This is a genomic window from Sphingomonas sp. PP-F2F-A104-K0414, assembly GCF_004340945.1.
GTDB lineage: Bacteria > Pseudomonadota > Alphaproteobacteria > Sphingomonadales > Sphingomonadaceae > Sphingomonas.
The window spans coordinates 96,315-110,396 of the sequence record NZ_SLYD01000005.1 but is presented as its reverse complement, the minus strand read 5'-3'; the positions used below and the strand labels follow the sequence as shown (position 1 = coordinate 110,396).

The window sequence follows — 14,082 nt, the reverse complement described above, 5'->3', positions numbered from 1 at the left end:
CCGTCATGCAGGGCTCGTTCCGACATCCACGGTGCCGCACATCAGCGGATTGAGACCTTGCGGGACGGTGGCCCCCGGAACAAGTCCGGGGTGACTGGCTTAAAGACGGCCTTGTTGCTTTGCGGCCTCTTCGTTCCCCCGCGGAGGCGGGGGCCCAGGATCCTAAGGTAACTCTCGTAACCCTGGACCCCCGCCTCCGCCGGGGAACGGGTCAACTGTAACGCTTCGCCAACATCGCAAACGCGGCGCGTAGGGCGTAGGCCTCGCCACCCTTTGGTCGGCCCGGTTTCGCCGAGGGTCGCCATGCGAACACGTCCAGATGCGCCCAAGCAGTCCCGTTCGGGACGAACCGGCGGAGGAACAGCGCTGCGGTGACCGCGCCGGCAAAGCCGCCGTCGGGCGCGTTGACCATGTCCGCGACGTCGGACTTCAGCATCTCGTCATAGGCGTTCCAAAGCGGCAGGCGCCACATCTGATCATTTTCCGCTATTCCCGCCTCGAGCAGGTCCGAGGCGAGCGATTCGTCGTCGGTGAAGAGCGGCGGCAGATCCGGACCGAGCGCGACGCGCGCTGCGCCGGTCAGAGTGGCGAAGTCAAGGATCAGCTCCGGGTTGCTCTCGCCCGCCTTGGTCAGTGCGTCGCCGAGGACGAGGCGGCCTTCGGCGTCAGTGTTGGTGTTTTCGACGGTCAGGCCTTTCCGCGTCGCGAGCACGTCCCCGGGGCGGAAGGCGTTGCCGGCGATCGAGTTCTCGACCGCGGGGATCAGCAAATGGAGGCGGACCGGGAGTTTGGCGGCCATCACGAGGCTGGCGAGCGCCAGCGCGTGCGCTGCACCGCCCATGTCCTTCTTCATCAGCCGCATGCCGGCGGACGGCTTGATGTCGAGCCCGCCGGTATCGAAGGTGACGCCCTTGCCGACCAGCGCGACGCGGGAATGCGAGGGATCGCCCCATTCGAGTTCGATCAGGCGCGGCGCGCGGTCCTTGCTCGCCGCCTGCCCGACCGCGTGGATCATCGGGTAGCCGGTCGCGAGCGCATCGCCGCGCGTGGTCGTGACGGTCGCGCCGTGGCGTTTGGCGAGCGTCTCGGCGGCGGCTTCGAGATCGGCGGGGCCCATGTCGGACGCGCCGGTGTTGACGAGATCGCGGACGAGTGCGGTGGCTTCGGCGAGGCGGACCGTCTCGTCAATGTGCGCGGCGTCGGTGGTCAGGAGCACGCGAGGGCCGGTCGGGTCGGGCTTCACGTACCGCGTAAATTGGTGCTGGGCGAGCATCCAGCCGAGCCCGGCCGCGCCGACCGGCCCCTCTGCAAGGCGATACGTGCCCGCGGGCAGCGACGCGCCGAGCGAGGCGATCCGCCACGGCGAGGTCACCGCCTCGTTGCAGACCAGCAGCATCGACCAGTCGTCCGCGGTCTCGCCGGGCAGGACCGCGCGGTCGCCGGGCTTGCCGGTCAGACGGTGCGCGGCGACGGTCGTACGGATGCGCTGCGACTGCTTGGCGAGCCAGCCTTCATACGCATCGGGGTGAACGACGTGGATCGTCCGCGCGGGCTGGCCGCGGTCGGGTTGGAGCATCGAAGCGAAGTCGGTCATTGTGCGGGCGCCACCAGGAGTTGTTCGTATCGGCCGTTCGCGCCGGGCTCGGCATAGGTGCTGAGCGAGAGCGTGCGGTCGGGATAGGTGATGCGGTAGGTGCGGTTGACGAAGCCGCCGCGCAAGCGCGTCTTGCCGGTTTGTGCGAACGCGGTGGGCTCGCCGAGCGCGCTCAGACTCGTCTTGTAATCCGCGAGCGCGACCGGCTTGAAGTAGTAGTTCGCGTCTTCGGTCAGGCCTTTGCGGTCGAGCGTGCCGGTGCGGAGCTGGTCGTAGACGGTGTGAGCTCTGGAGAGGGCGGCGGTGTCTTCCGCATTGGCGGGGGCAGTGGGCAAGACGATCTTGGCGACGCCCGCGGCGATGCGGCTTGTTGCGTCGCTGAACCAGCTGTTGGTGAGGACGACGATCGCCGCCTTGTCATCGGGATAGACGGTGTTCTCGGACAGGAAGCCGACCGCTTCGCCGCTGTGCTCGACATAGCGGCGGCCGTTCGTGCTGCCGGTGAAGACGCCGAGGCCGTAGCCGTTGCTCGATCCGTCGGCGAGTTTCACCGGCGTTTCCTGCGCGGCCCAGTCGTCGGCGGGAAGCGTGGTGCGGTTGAGGCGCGCGACGTCCCATTTGGCGAGGTCTTCTGCGCTCATCGAGAGCTCACCGGCGGCGTAGAGCCAGCCGTCCGCGCTGGGTGTCTCGGGGCGGACCGGGCCAAGCGCGAAGCGGCCATAGCCTTGCGGGAAGGCCTTGCCGATCGCCTTGTCCTGGTCGAGCGCGCGGATGTCGAGTGGCTTGAAGATGCGCTGCTGGAGGAAGGCGAGCAGCGGTTGATGCGCGACCTTCTCCACAATGAGCCCGGCGACGACGTAGCCCGTGTTCGAATATTGCCACTGCGTGCCGGGCTGGAAATCGAGTGGCTTCTTGGCCCAGCGATCGACGATCTGCTGCGGCGTGACGGGCTTGGCCATCGCCGCGAAGCTGTAGTCCTGCGGCCAGTAATCCTGCAGGCCGGAGGTGTGGCTGAGCAGCTGGCGGATCGTGATGCGGTCGCCGCCGGTGATGCCGGGGATGTATTTGGCGACAGTGTCGTCGAGGCTGAGCTTGCCTTCGTCTTCGAGCAGCAAGATCGCGGCGGCGGTGAACTGCTTGGAGATCGAGGCGATCTGGTAGGGGAGCTTGGGGTCCGCGACGGCGATCGCCTCGGACGGTTTGCCGTACGCCTTCGCGAACACGATCCGGCCGCCGCGCACCACCGCGATCGAGGCTGAGGGCACGCCGGTATCGCCGAGCGCGCCGGTGACCAGCGTGTCGATCTGCGCGGTTTCGGCGGGGGTGAGCGATTGCGCGATGGCGGGGGCCGGGAGCAGCGCGGCGGCGGCGAGGAGGCGAAGGATCATGCGCGCAACGAAGCAGAACCGGCGTGCGCGCGCAACGCCGTGATTTTTATTCCGTGGCGGTTGAACGGGTTAGGATGTGACAGAAATGTTGACGGAACAGGGCGTGATAAACGCACGTTTCATCGCGGCGCCGGGAGCCTTTTACGCCTTAGGGGACACACTCATGCTGTACACCATCGCCGTCATCCTGCTGATCCTCTGGCTGGCAGGGTTCGCCTTTCATGTCGCAGGCGGGTTGATCCACATCCTGCTGGTGATCGCGGTCATCGTCGTTTTGGTGAAGCTGTTCACCGGGCGCAACGTGGTCTGACGGACTCGCGAACTTAGCCGTTCTCCCGCGGACGCGGGAGTCCAGGGTTACCAACGGTATCGTTCGAGATCCTGGACCCCCGCTTTCGCGGGGGAACAGCTAATTAGACGGGAACGCCGTAGAGGTCGTGATCGTCGGCATCCTCGATCGTGACCGGGACGATGTCGCCGACTGTCAGGTGTCCGGCATCGCGAAGGAAGACTTCGCCATCGATCTCCGGCGCGTCCGCCTGTGAGCGGCCGGTGGCGCCTTCTTCGTCGACCGCGTCGATGATCACGTCGAGCGTGCGACCGATCTTGGCCTGCAACTTGGCCGCGGAGATCGCCGCGGTCTTTTCCATGATGCGGGCGTAGCGCTCTTCCTTGAGCTCTTCGGGCACGTGGTCGGGGAGCAGGTTCGCCGCAGCACCCTCGACAGGCTCGAAGCGGAAGGCGCCGACGCGGTCAAGCTGGGCTTCGTCGAGCCAGTCGAGCAGATACTGAAAATCTTCCTCGGTCTCGCCGGGGAAGCCGACGACGAAGGTCGAGCGGATCGTGATGTCGGGCGCGATCGTTCGCCAGTTATGGATGCGCTGGAGCACTTTCGCGTCGTTGCCGGGACGCTTCATGCGGCGCAGCACCGACGGCGCGGCGTGCTGGAACGGGATGTCGAGATACGGCAGCACGAGGCCCTCCGCCATCAGCGGGATGACGTGGTCGACGTGCGGGTACGGGTAGACGTAGTGGAGGCGGACCCACGGCGCGATCTTGCCGAGTTCGCGCGAGAGGTCGGTCATGTGCGCGCGGACGTCTCGGGCTTCGTTCCGCGACATCGGGCCACCGGTCTTCACCGGCCAGCTGGCGTGGCGCAGGTCGACGCCGTACGCCGAGGTGTCCTGGCTGATGACCAGCAGTTCCTTGGTGCCGGCTTCGACCAGCTTCTCCGCCTCGCGCAGGATCGCGTCGGGGCGGCGGCTGACGAGGTCGCCGCGCAAGGACGGGATGATGCAGAACGAGCAGCGGTGGTTGCAGCCCTCCGAAATCTTCAGATAGCTGTAGTGACGCGGGGTCAGCTTGAGGCCGGCATCGGGGATCAGGTTGAGGAACGCGGACGGCGGCATCGGTGCGGCTTCATGAACCGCGCCGACGACCTGCTCGTATTCGTGCGCGCCGGTGATCGCGAGGACCTGCGGGAAGCGCGCGCGGATCGCGTCGGCTTCCTTGCCCATGCAGCCGGTGACGATCACGCGGCCGTTCTCGGCGATGGCCTCGCCGATCGCCTCGAGGCTTTCCTCCTTGGCGGAGTCGAGGAAGCCGCAGGTGTTGACCAAGACGATGTCGGCGCCGGCGTAGTCGGGCGACATCTGGTAGCCGTCGCCGCGGAGCTGGGTGAGAATCCGCTCGCTGTCGACGAGGTTTTTCGGACAGCCGAGCGAGACCATGCCGATCTTCGGCGGGGAGGGGAGTGTTGTTGCCATGAAGCCCGCGCACATAGGCGCAAAGTTCGGTTTTTTCTAGGCGGCGGAAAATGCATCATCCAAGAGGGGGCGCCATGGGTGGGCGGATTGCGCGGGAAGGAACCGATATGCTGGCGATTGGACTGATGTCGGGGACGTCGCTCGACGGGATCGACGCGGCGTTGATCGAGACCGACGGCGAGGCGTTCGTGCGGCCGATCGCGTTTCGCGGCGAGCCCTATTCGGATGCGGCGCGGGCGCAGCTGGCGGAAGCCACTCGCATGGCGCTGACGTTCGACAAGCCGCGAGCGAGTCCGCCGGTGGTCGCGGCGGGGGAGTTGATTACGCGGGCTCACGTGTTTGCGGTGCATAAGTTGCTGGCGGATGCGGGGGTTGCGGCGGCGGATGTCGATGTGATCGGCTTTCATGGGCAGACGATCGCGCATCGGCCGGATCGGCGCTGGACGTGGCAGATCGGCGACGGGGCGGCGGTCGCGCGGGCTACCGGGATCACGACGGTATCGGATTTTCGGTCTGCGGATGTGGCGGCTGGCGGGCAGGGGGCTCCGTTGCTGCCGGTGTATCATGCGGCGCTGGCGGCGGGGCTCGAGGGGCCGGTCGCGGTGCTGAACCTTGGTGGGGTGGGGAACATCACCTTCATTCCCGGCGGGCGGGAGATGCATGATTCGCGCGAGATGTCGCCGGAGCGGGCGCAGATGAGCGATCGCGATGGGCTGGTGGCGTTCGATACGGGACCGGCGAATGGGTTGATCGATAGTTGGGTCGAGGCGGAGACTGGTGCGCGGTATGATGCCGGGGGTGCGTTGGCGGCGTCCGGGCGCGTGGACGAGACGGTGTTGACGGCGATGCTCGATCATCCGTTTTTCGATGCACCTCCGCCAAAGTCTTTGGATCGGAATGATTTTACGATCCAGCCGGCTCGGGGGTTGTCGGCGGCTGATGGGGCGGCGACTTTGACGGCGTTTACCGCGGCGACGGTGGCAGAGGCTTTGCGGCACTTGCCGGCTCGGCCGGTTCGGTTGCTGGTGGCGGGGGGTGGTCGGCACAATCCGACGATGCTGGCGATGATTGCGGATCGGACCGGGTTGGTGGTGGAGCCTACCGATGTGCTCGGGTGGAACGGCGATGCGTTGGAGGCCGAGGGGTTCGCGTATATGGCGGTTCGGACGCTGAAGGGGCTGGCGATCAGTTTTCCGGGGACGACTGGGGTTCCGGTGGCGATGGCTGGTGGGGTTGTGGATCGGGTTTGAGTGCGTTTCGCCTGACGCTTGCCCCGTAAGAAGGAAGCTTGTTCTCCCACGAAGGCGGGACCCCAGTCTGGGCTCCCGCCTTCGCGGGAGAACAAGGGGGCGGGGGTGGCGCTCGCGTTACTCGCACCCACTCCACGGTAAACGCGCTTTATTGCTACCACCCCGGCGGAGGCCGGGGCCCAATTGGAAAGGTTGCGGTAACGGAGCGCGCGCTCAGTTAGCGACGTCCCCCAATTGGGCCCCGGCCTTCGTCGGGGTGGTGCACCGGACTAGGTGCACCAAGCTATCAGTGCGGCTTCTTCGCCTTTGCCGGCTTCTTCGGCTCGGGCTTTTTCGGCGGTGCCTTCTTCTCCGCCGCGTCCTTCGCACGCAACGCAGGCGCCGCGATCGCCGCTGCAATACCAGCAATAACCGTCGCGCCGACCGCGATCGCCGTCTTCGGGTGCGACTTCACCGCGTCCGTCGCGGTCGCGAGGCCAGCCTTGGCCGCATCGGTCGCGTCCTCGACCCAATCGCTAGCCGCCGACGTCTTCTTCGCGTCGGACTTCGGCTTGTGGTCGTCGTCGTGATGAACCTTGGCGTGCGGCATGGCGGAGTTGGGGATCGACGACATAGGGCTTGTCCTTCGGTAAGGGATGATGCCCGATAAACCGATCGCGTCCGTGACGGTTCCGTTACGGTCAGCGGCTCACCGCGCCGAAGTCACCGTTTGCGGGTCAGCTCGCGCATCGCGTCGTCGAGCCCGGCGAGGCTCAGCGGGTACATGCGGTCAGTCATCAGTTCGCGGATGATCCGCACCGACTGCGAATAGCCCCATTGCGCCTCGGGCACCGGGTTGAGCCACGCCGCCGCCGGATAGGTGTTGGTCAACCGCTGCATCCACACCGCGCCCGGTTCCTCGTTGAAATGCTCGACCGAGCCGCCGGGGTGGGTGATCTCGTACGGGCTCATCGACGCGTCGCCGACGAAGATCAGCTTGTAGTCGTGGCCGTATTTGTGGAGCAGGTCCCACATCGGCGTGCGCTCGGCGAAGCGCCGCGTGTTGTCCTTCCACACACCCTCGTACGGGCAATTGTGGAAGTAGAAGAATTCGAGGTTCTTGAACTCGGTCGTCGCGGCCGAGAACAGTTCCTCGCACAGCTTGACGAACGGGTCCATCGAGCCGCCGACGTCGAGGAACAGCAGCAGCTTCACCGCATTGCGGCGCTCGGCGCGCATGACGATGTCGAGATAACCCTGCCGCGCGGTGCCGGCGATCGTGCCGTCGATGTCGAGTTCGTCGGCGGCGCCGTCGCGGGCGAAGCGGCGCAGGCGGCGGAGTGCCACCTTGATGTTGCGGGTGCCGAGTTCCTTGGTGTTGTCGAGGTTGCGGAACTCGCGCTGGTCCCAGACTTTCAGCGCGCGCTTGTGCGTGCTTTCGCCGCCGATGCGGACGCCTTCGGGGTTGTAGCCGCCGTTGCCATACGGGCTCGTGCCGCCGGTGCCGACCCATTTGTTGCCGCCCTGGTGGCGTTCCTTCTGCTCCTCGAGGCGTTTTTTGAGCGTCTCCATGATCTCGTCCCACGAGCCGAGCGACTTGATCGCCGCCATCTCCTCGGGGGTGAGGAATTTCTCGGCGACCGCCTTCAGCCAGTCCTCGGGGACTTCGCCGGCGGGGGTGCCGTAGCTGGTGGCGAGGCCGCGGAAGACCTTGGCGAAGACCTGGTCGAACTTGTCGAGCAGCCCCTCGTCCTTCACGTACACCGCGCGGGAGAGGTAGTAGAAATCCTCGGGTGTCCGCTCGATCACCTCGGCGTCGAGCGCCTCCAGCAGGATGAGGTGCTCCTTGAGGCTGGCGGGAATGCCGGCGCTGCGGAGTTCGTCGAGGAAGTTCAGGAACATGAGGTCACTCCGTCACTTTGCCGCCGCAGCCGCGATCGGCAGTTCGATCGCGCTGGCCTGCGCGGCCGAGTGGAAGACGCTGATCGTGGCCTTGCGGTAGTCGGCGGGCTCCGCGTCGAAGATGTTGGGGACGTAGGTCTGCGGGTTGCGGTCGTAGAGCGGGAACCAGCTCGACTGGACCTGGACCATGATGCGGTGGCCGGGGAGGAAGACGTGGTTGGCGTTGGGTAGCACGACGCGAAAATGCGTCGGCTGGCCGGCGACGATCGGGGTCGGCTTCTCGAAGCTACCGCGATAGCGGCCGCGGAGAATGTCCATCGAGACGGCGAGCTGGTAGCCGCCCATCTCGGGCTTGTCGGAATATTCGGCGGGATAGACGTCAATCAGCTTCACCACGAAATCGCCGTCGGTGCCGGTGGTGCTGGCGATCAGGTCCGCGACGGGCGCGCCGGCGATCGCGACTGAGGTCGTCAGTGGGGGCGTCTGGTAGGTGAGGACGTCAGTGCGGTCGGAGAACGGGCGCTGATCGTCGACCAGCCATTGCCGCCAGGTCGAGCCGGTCGCGTAGGTCGGGCGGATCGGGCGGAGGCGGTAGGGGATCGGCTTGGTGGGGTCGGAGATGTAGTCGTCGTGGCCGTCCTGCGCGGGGGCGGTCGGGGCGAGGCCGCTGGCGGGCTGGAAATAGAGTTTCTGCGTGGCGGTCGAGTTCGGCCAGCCGGCGAGCGTCTGCCACTGGTTAGCGCCGGTCTGGAACGCGGTGACGGGGGCGAGTGGTGCGGGGCTACCGCCGGTCTTCAGCGCGCCGTTCAGGAATGGCAGCAGGACGTTCTTGCGGAACCAGAGCGCGGTGTCGGCATCGAAGCGGATCGCGCCGAGGGTCGAGCCGTCGCCGTTCGCGCCGCCATGCGCCCATGGGCCGAGCGCGAGGTGGTTGACGTGGTTGGGGTCGACTTTCGATACGGCTTCGTAGGCCGCGACCGCACCGTAGATGTCTTCCTGGTCCCATTGGCTGGCGACCCAGAGCGTCTGCACCGTCTGCGGTTGCTTCGGCAGGATCGTCTCGAGCGCCTGACCCTGCCAGAACGCGTCGTAGCTCGGGTGATCGTGGAGGCGATTGACGAAGGGGAGTTGTTCGAGACCGCGGCTTTTCACGAAATCGGTGGCGGATCCGGCGCGGAGGAACGTGTCGTAGTCGTCGTAGGCGTCGCGCCAGAGGTCGCCCGCTTCGCCCTTCGCGGCGTCCTGCGTGTAGTAGTAATCGTAGCCGATCTGGCGGAAGGCGCCGCCGTGGAAGTCGTCGTCGCCCTTCCAGGTGTTGATGACCGGGTTCATCGGCACCGCGGCTTTCAGCGCGGGATGCGGGTTCACGAGCGCCATCGCGGCCATCATGCCGTCATAGCTGCCGCCGATGATGCCGACGCGGCCGTTCGAGTTCTTGAGGTTCTTCACCAGCCATTCGATCGTATCGTAGGCATCGGTCGAGTGATCGACCTTCGTCCTGTTGAGCGGGCCGATCAGCGGGCGTTCGTTGATATAGGCGCCGTTCGAGCCGTTCTTGCCGCGAACGTCCTCGAACACGCGGATATAGCCCGCGTCGAAGAACATCGCGTCGGCAGCGCGCAGGTTCATCGCGCCGCTGGGGCTCGACGACCGGCTGGCGGCGCTTTCGGCGTTGTAGGGGGTGCGCTGGAGCAGGATCGGGGCGTCGGTGAGCCCCTTGCGCTGGACGATGGCCGCGTGGAGCGTGACGCCGTCGCGCATTTTGATGTCGACCTCGCGTCGGTCGAAGTCGAAGCTCGCATTGGCGGGGACGAACTTGGCGGGAATGTCACCACCGGGCGGCGGGGACTTTTCCTTTTGCGCGCCGACGATTGCGGGGGCCGACGTGGCGAGCAAGGCCAGCGTCATCGTCGTTAGGGTCTTGAGCCGCATCATCATCCTCACCGTCTTTTCCGCGACGGTGGTGGCACGGTTTCGAGGGTGGCGGCAATCCTCTACCCTCCGTCATCCTGACGAAAGGCAGGACCCAACGTTATAAAGGACGGCGGCCGGAACTCTGGGTCCTGACTTTCGTCAGGATGACGTGCGGAGCGTTAGCGGGCGATTGGTTCGCCGCTCACCGGGACATAGGCGTCGATCAGTGCGCCGACATAATCAGGGTTGCGGCTGGTCAGTTCGGGGGCGGCATGCGCGTGGCCGTAGATGAAGCCGTAGACCGGGTAGACGCCCCCACCGAGGCCGTCGACGTCCTTGTACCAGACCTTCACGTCGCTCCAGTCGTTGTTGCGCGACACGTCGAACAGCGTGACGTCCTGTTCGGCATGTCCGCGTTCGCCGTTCTGCCGCGACCAGTTTGCATGCGTCAGCATCACGACGCGCTTCTCGACGACGCGGCTGACAACCGCGACATGCCCCATCGGCAGGCGCGCGGTCTTGGCGAAGACGATCACCGCGCCTTCCTTGGGCTTGTGCGTGCGTTCGTATTTGCCGTCGGCCTGGCTCCACCAGGTCCAGGCATTGCCGTAGATCTGGATGCCCGACGCGGCGCGCGCGAACGGCACGCATTCGCCGACATAATTAAGCAACGAGCTGGCATTGGCGCTGGCAGCCGATGCGGTGAGGGCGATGGCGAGGAGCGTTCGAGGGAGTCGCTTCATGGGCCGACGGTATCAAGCGGCTGATGACTGGTCGGTTGCGGCCTATGGTTAACGAGGCGCTCTGCCGCGTTTTTCGGGCAGATCGCCGCGGGCATACAGCGCCCAGTCTAGCCCGGAGAGCGCGAGATGGCGGCCGGCCTGCACGAGCCGGTAACGATCGTTGCAGCGAGCGATCATGCTGGCCGGGGCCGTCGTCGGATCTAGATCGATGAACACGAAGGCGGCTTTGGAACAGGTCTGGCGGATCGCGAGCGGATATCCGATACTGCGCGCGGCGACGTCGAGTACTGGAATCGGGCGGATCGTATCGACCAGGACCGTCGTGCCGAGCGGAACGCGGGACTGCATCGTAGCGATCGCCCGTGCCGGGTCGCCGCGCGCTGCAGCGGCGAGCGCATAGTCGCGATGCAGGGACGCACATACCACAAGCAACGTAAGGACGATCGCGACGCCTTTGCGCCAACCGCCGTGACGGATCGCTGCGCGCGCGGAATCGGCCAGCAGCAGAAGCAACCCGACGACCGCGACCAGATAATAGCGTGCGAAGCCGGCGTTGCCGATCCGCCAAAGCGCTACGCCGAGGACCAGCGGGAAGGCGATCGTTGCGAAGAGGTAGAACGGACGACGATCGGATGCGGCGCGCCATAACAATGCGGCGATCGCAACCAGCGCCACGCCGATCGTCGCGGTCGCAACGGGCAGTGCGAACCCGGTGGTGTAGGCGATCGTCTCCGCCAGCACGTCGGCGAACGCGGCGAGCGTGAAGCTCGGATAGCCGCCCGCCTGAAAGCCGGTCGTGCTCGCAGAGGCAGCGGCGATGACGAACGCGACGACCAGTGCGAAGACGGCGGCTGAAGGACCGAGCGCGCGCGCGGTCGTGGCGACGGCGGAGTCGATCGAACCGCGGCGGCTGCGTGTCGTGACGATCCAGCCAGCGTACGCGGCGAGCGCGAAGAGGTAGGTGAGTTGCGCGAGCAGTCCCGCCAGCGTCAAGGCGGCGAGGGCCCAGGCGGGCGGGGCGTCGTTACGGTGGGGGTCGCTGTCGAGCCAGCGGTCGATCAGCAGGACCGACAACAGCATCGCGAGCAGCATCGGCCCGTAGCCGCGCGCTTCTGCACCATAGGCGACTAGGATCGGTGATACTGCGAACAGGAGTGCGGCAATCAGTCCGGTCGTGGCGTCGCGCCGCCAGCCGATCGCCCCGGCCACCGCGATCGAGAGCGTGCCGGTCAGAATCGAGAATGCGCGGATCAGCAGAGGTGGCGCGTAGGGGCCGACCAGCAGGATCCATAGGCTGTTGAGATAGTGATTATTGTCGTGGTTGATCCGCCAGAAGATCCCCCAGGCGGAGCCGGCTTGCGCGACGAACTGCGCGGACCATGCCTCGTCGACCCATAGGCCACCGCGGGCGCTCCACAGGCGTAATGCGAGGCCGAGCAAGATGATCGCTGCGAGCGCTGCCGTTGCGCGGCGCGGTTGGATCGACGGCTTTTGCTGGATCAGCATAGTGCTGTCGCTGGGAGACGTTCATGAATGTCGGAACGTGATGATCCTCCCCCGCCAGGGGGAGGTGGCAGGCGAAGCCTGACGGAGGGGGCGGCAAGGGGTAACATCGGTTTCGTGTCCTCCCCCTCCGTCGCCTTTGGCGCCACCTCCCCCTGGCGGGGGGCGGATCGGAATCACCGCGCCCCCTATGTCGCTAATAGATTAACGCCGTCCTTACCCCTGGTTCTTCTGGCGCTTCGCCATGAACGCGAGGCGTTCGAACAGCATGACGTCCTGTTCGTTCTTGAGCAGCGCGCCGTGCAAGGGCGGGATCGCCTTGGTCGGGTCGCGGTTTTGGAGGATGTCGAGGGGCATGTCCTCGTGGAGCAGCAGCTTGAGCCAGTCGAGCAACTCGCTGGTCGAGGGCTTCTTCTTCAGGCCCGGCACGTCGCGGACGTCGTAGAATAGGTCCATCGCCTTGCTGACGAGGATCTTCTGGATGCCGGGGAAGTGGACGTCGACGATCGCCTGCATGGTCTGGCGATCGGGAAACTTGATGTAGTGGAAGAAGCAACGGCGGAGGAACGCGTCGGGCAGTTCCTTCTCGTTGTTCGATGTGATGATGACGATCGGTCGCTCGACCGCGCGCACGGTTTCCTTTGTCTCGTAGACGTGGAACTCCATCCGATCGAGTTCCTGCAACAGGTCGTTCGGGAACTCGATATCGGCCTTGTCGATTTCGTCGATCAGCAAGACGGGCGGCGCGGGCTGCGTGAACGCCTCCCAGAGCTTGCCCTTGCGGATATAATTGCCGATGTCGTGGACGCGCGCATCGCCGAGCTGGCCGTCGCGCAGGCGGGCGACCGCGTCATATTCGTACAGGCCCTGCTGCGCCTTGGTGGTCGACTTGATGTTCCACTCGATCAGCGGCGCGCCGAGCGCCTTGGCAATCTCGTAGGCGAGCACGGTCTTGCCGGTGCCGGGCTCACCCTTGATCAGCAGCGGGCGACGCAGCGTGACGGCGGCGTTGACCGCAACCTTCAAATCGTCGGTCGCGACGTAGCTCTGGGTGCCCTCGAAGCGCTTCATGCGATGTCCCGTCCGGTTCTGAATACCGGGTATGGATAGAGGGTTTTCGCAGCCCCGTGCAAGCCGGTTACAGATCGCCGCGGGCGCTCGCACGGGCTTCGAGCAGCGACCACAGGCCGCGGTGCTGCGCGAACAGCTGTTGCGCGCCGAACAGGATAGCGCGCTGGGTGCCGGGGGACGTGCCGAGCTCCGCGATCACCGCCTCGGTGTCGGAGTCCGATGGAAATGTCGGTGCGGGGATCGCGAGACCGAAGCGTTCCGCGGCGATATCGAGCATGACGCGGATCGCCCCCCAATCGAGTAGCAGCGCCGCGACCGCGCCGGTCGCGCAGCCGCGCCGCTCGGACCGGGCGAGCATTTCGAGTGCGTGGCGTTCGCCGACCAGCGCCGACTCGGTTTCCGCCTGGCCGGGGGTCGAGGGCAGCGGGCCGACCGCGGCAGTCAGCTGCGCGAGATAGGTGCGCTCGTCGACGAATCCGGCGGCGGCGGCGGTCAGCCAGTCCTGTGCCTCGGGCTGGGCCGCGTATGTCAGGACATCGGCGATCATGCCGGGATGGTCGCCGTGCACCGAGCACAGCGCGTGGACCGCGTCGGTGAGGTTGCGAGCCGCCTGCCCGCCGGCAACGAGGCGGCGATAATGGGAGTGCGCGACGCTGCTATCGGCCTCGGCCAGCCGGACGAGCGCCTGCCATGTGCCGTGCTCGCCTACGGGCTCGATGCCCTGCGGTATTGTGGTCGAGACCATCATACTCCGGTCGTGCTGCGCCGTGGAACGATCGTCCACGGCGGGGTTCTCGTCGGTCCGTTTAAACGAAGCGCGTAAAGACGCGGTTTACGTGGTGGTAATTATCTCATGCTCATCGGTCGACAATCGGAATGGTCTAGATCGTCGTTGCGATGCGCCCTTTACGCCGCCTCATGCCGTCGCGATAACGCGCCACCGAACATCTTCGGGCCGTCGGGCGGTATCCG

12 protein-coding genes are annotated in these 14,082 nt (G+C 66.1%); 2 read left to right on the top strand and 10 right to left on the bottom strand.

Features of this window, described 5'->3' with window-relative positions; all coding sequences use genetic code 11:
- Window positions 1–211: 211 nt before the first annotated feature.
- Window positions 212–1,594, bottom strand: coding sequence for a leucyl aminopeptidase family protein (locus C8J46_RS12940; RefSeq protein WP_132739876.1), 1,383 nt, complete (start codon window positions 1,592–1,594; stop codon window positions 212–214).
- Complete coding sequence (locus tag C8J46_RS12935; RefSeq protein WP_132739873.1) at window positions 1,591–2,982, bottom strand: serine hydrolase domain-containing protein; 1,392 nt, start codon at window positions 2,980–2,982, stop codon at window positions 1,591–1,593. The genes C8J46_RS12940 and C8J46_RS12935 overlap by 4 nt, the downstream gene beginning before the upstream one ends.
- Before the next feature lie 163 nt (window positions 2,983–3,145).
- Here C8J46_RS12935 and C8J46_RS12930 point away from each other — a divergent pair, with 163 nt between their 5' ends.
- The gene (locus C8J46_RS12930) at window positions 3,146–3,292 is read left to right on the top strand and encodes a lmo0937 family membrane protein (RefSeq protein ID WP_107954842.1); all 147 of its coding nucleotides are present in this window, start codon (window positions 3,146–3,148) and stop codon (window positions 3,290–3,292) included.
- 103 nt (window positions 3,293–3,395) lie between these two features.
- Here the strand turns inward: C8J46_RS12930 and rimO are convergent, their stop codons facing one another.
- Window positions 3,396–4,748: a 30S ribosomal protein S12 methylthiotransferase RimO gene (gene rimO / locus C8J46_RS12925; RefSeq protein WP_132739871.1), complete on the bottom strand. Its 1,353-nt coding sequence runs from the start codon at window positions 4,746–4,748 to the stop codon at window positions 3,396–3,398.
- A gap of 107 nt (window positions 4,749–4,855) precedes the next feature.
- On the opposite strand from rimO, the gene C8J46_RS12920 reads away from it, so the two are divergent.
- Window positions 4,856–5,998 (top strand): anhydro-N-acetylmuramic acid kinase, encoded by a 1,143-nt coding sequence (locus C8J46_RS12920; protein WP_132739868.1) that lies wholly within the window; start codon window positions 4,856–4,858, stop codon window positions 5,996–5,998.
- A gap of 286 nt (window positions 5,999–6,284) precedes the next feature.
- Here C8J46_RS12920 and C8J46_RS12915 read toward each other — a convergent pair whose 3' ends face one another.
- The 7 genes from C8J46_RS12915 to C8J46_RS12885 form a co-directional block, all read right to left on the bottom strand.
- On the bottom strand, window positions 6,285–6,611 hold the full coding sequence (locus C8J46_RS12915) for a hypothetical protein (RefSeq protein ID WP_132739865.1): 327 nt from the start codon (window positions 6,609–6,611) through the stop codon (window positions 6,285–6,287).
- 89 nt (window positions 6,612–6,700) lie between these two features.
- Window positions 6,701–7,879 (bottom strand): VWA domain-containing protein, encoded by a 1,179-nt coding sequence (locus C8J46_RS12910; protein WP_060525609.1) that lies wholly within the window; start codon window positions 7,877–7,879, stop codon window positions 6,701–6,703.
- Between the two features lie 12 nt (window positions 7,880–7,891).
- Window positions 7,892–9,811 carry a CocE/NonD family hydrolase gene (locus tag C8J46_RS12905; protein ID WP_132739863.1) on the bottom strand — a complete coding sequence of 640 codons (1,920 nt, stop codon included), beginning with the start codon at window positions 9,809–9,811 and terminating at the stop codon, window positions 7,892–7,894.
- A gap of 161 nt (window positions 9,812–9,972) precedes the next feature.
- The gene (locus C8J46_RS12900; RefSeq protein ID WP_132739861.1) at window positions 9,973–10,536 is read right to left on the bottom strand and encodes a CHAP domain-containing protein; all 564 of its coding nucleotides are present in this window, start codon (window positions 10,534–10,536) and stop codon (window positions 9,973–9,975) included.
- Window positions 10,537–10,584: 48 nt separating this feature from the next.
- On the bottom strand, window positions 10,585–12,042 hold the full coding sequence (locus tag C8J46_RS12895; protein ID WP_132739858.1) for a hypothetical protein: 1,458 nt from the start codon (window positions 12,040–12,042) through the stop codon (window positions 10,585–10,587).
- Between the two features lie 213 nt (window positions 12,043–12,255).
- Window positions 12,256–13,110 carry a MoxR family ATPase gene (locus C8J46_RS12890; protein ID WP_060525606.1) on the bottom strand — a complete coding sequence of 285 codons (855 nt, stop codon included), beginning with the start codon at window positions 13,108–13,110 and terminating at the stop codon, window positions 12,256–12,258.
- A gap of 67 nt (window positions 13,111–13,177) precedes the next feature.
- Complete coding sequence (locus C8J46_RS12885; protein WP_243643372.1) at window positions 13,178–13,894, bottom strand: hypothetical protein; 717 nt, start codon at window positions 13,892–13,894, stop codon at window positions 13,178–13,180.
- Window positions 13,895–14,082 lie beyond the last annotated feature (188 nt).

What these genes read in the sequence shown, in the direction of transcription:
- C8J46_RS12910 (WP_060525609.1), bottom strand. Translation starts at nt 7,879, where the DNA reads ATGTTCCTGAACTTCCTCGACGAACTCCGCAGCGCCGGCATTCCCGCC.
- C8J46_RS12940 (WP_132739876.1), bottom strand. Translation starts at nt 1,594, where the DNA reads ATGACCGACTTCGCTTCGATGCTCCAACCCGACCGCGGCCAGCCCGCG.
- C8J46_RS12920 (WP_132739868.1), top strand. Translation starts at nt 4,856, where the DNA reads ATGCTGGCGATTGGACTGATGTCGGGGACGTCGCTCGACGGGATCGAC.
- C8J46_RS12935 (WP_132739873.1), bottom strand. Translation starts at nt 2,982, where the DNA reads ATGATCCTTCGCCTCCTCGCCGCCGCCGCGCTGCTCCCGGCCCCCGCC.
- C8J46_RS12900 (WP_132739861.1), bottom strand. Translation starts at nt 10,536, where the DNA reads ATGAAGCGACTCCCTCGAACGCTCCTCGCCATCGCCCTCACCGCATCG.
- C8J46_RS12895 (WP_132739858.1), bottom strand. Translation starts at nt 12,042, where the DNA reads ATGCTGATCCAGCAAAAGCCGTCGATCCAACCGCGCCGCGCAACGGCA.
- C8J46_RS12930 (WP_107954842.1), top strand. Translation starts at nt 3,146, where the DNA reads ATGCTGTACACCATCGCCGTCATCCTGCTGATCCTCTGGCTGGCAGGG.
- C8J46_RS12915 (WP_132739865.1), bottom strand. Translation starts at nt 6,611, where the DNA reads ATGTCGTCGATCCCCAACTCCGCCATGCCGCACGCCAAGGTTCATCAC.
- C8J46_RS12905 (WP_132739863.1), bottom strand. Translation starts at nt 9,811, where the DNA reads ATGCGGCTCAAGACCCTAACGACGATGACGCTGGCCTTGCTCGCCACG.
- C8J46_RS12890 (WP_060525606.1), bottom strand. Translation starts at nt 13,110, where the DNA reads ATGAAGCGCTTCGAGGGCACCCAGAGCTACGTCGCGACCGACGATTTG.
- rimO (WP_132739871.1), bottom strand. Translation starts at nt 4,748, where the DNA reads ATGGCAACAACACTCCCCTCCCCGCCGAAGATCGGCATGGTCTCGCTC.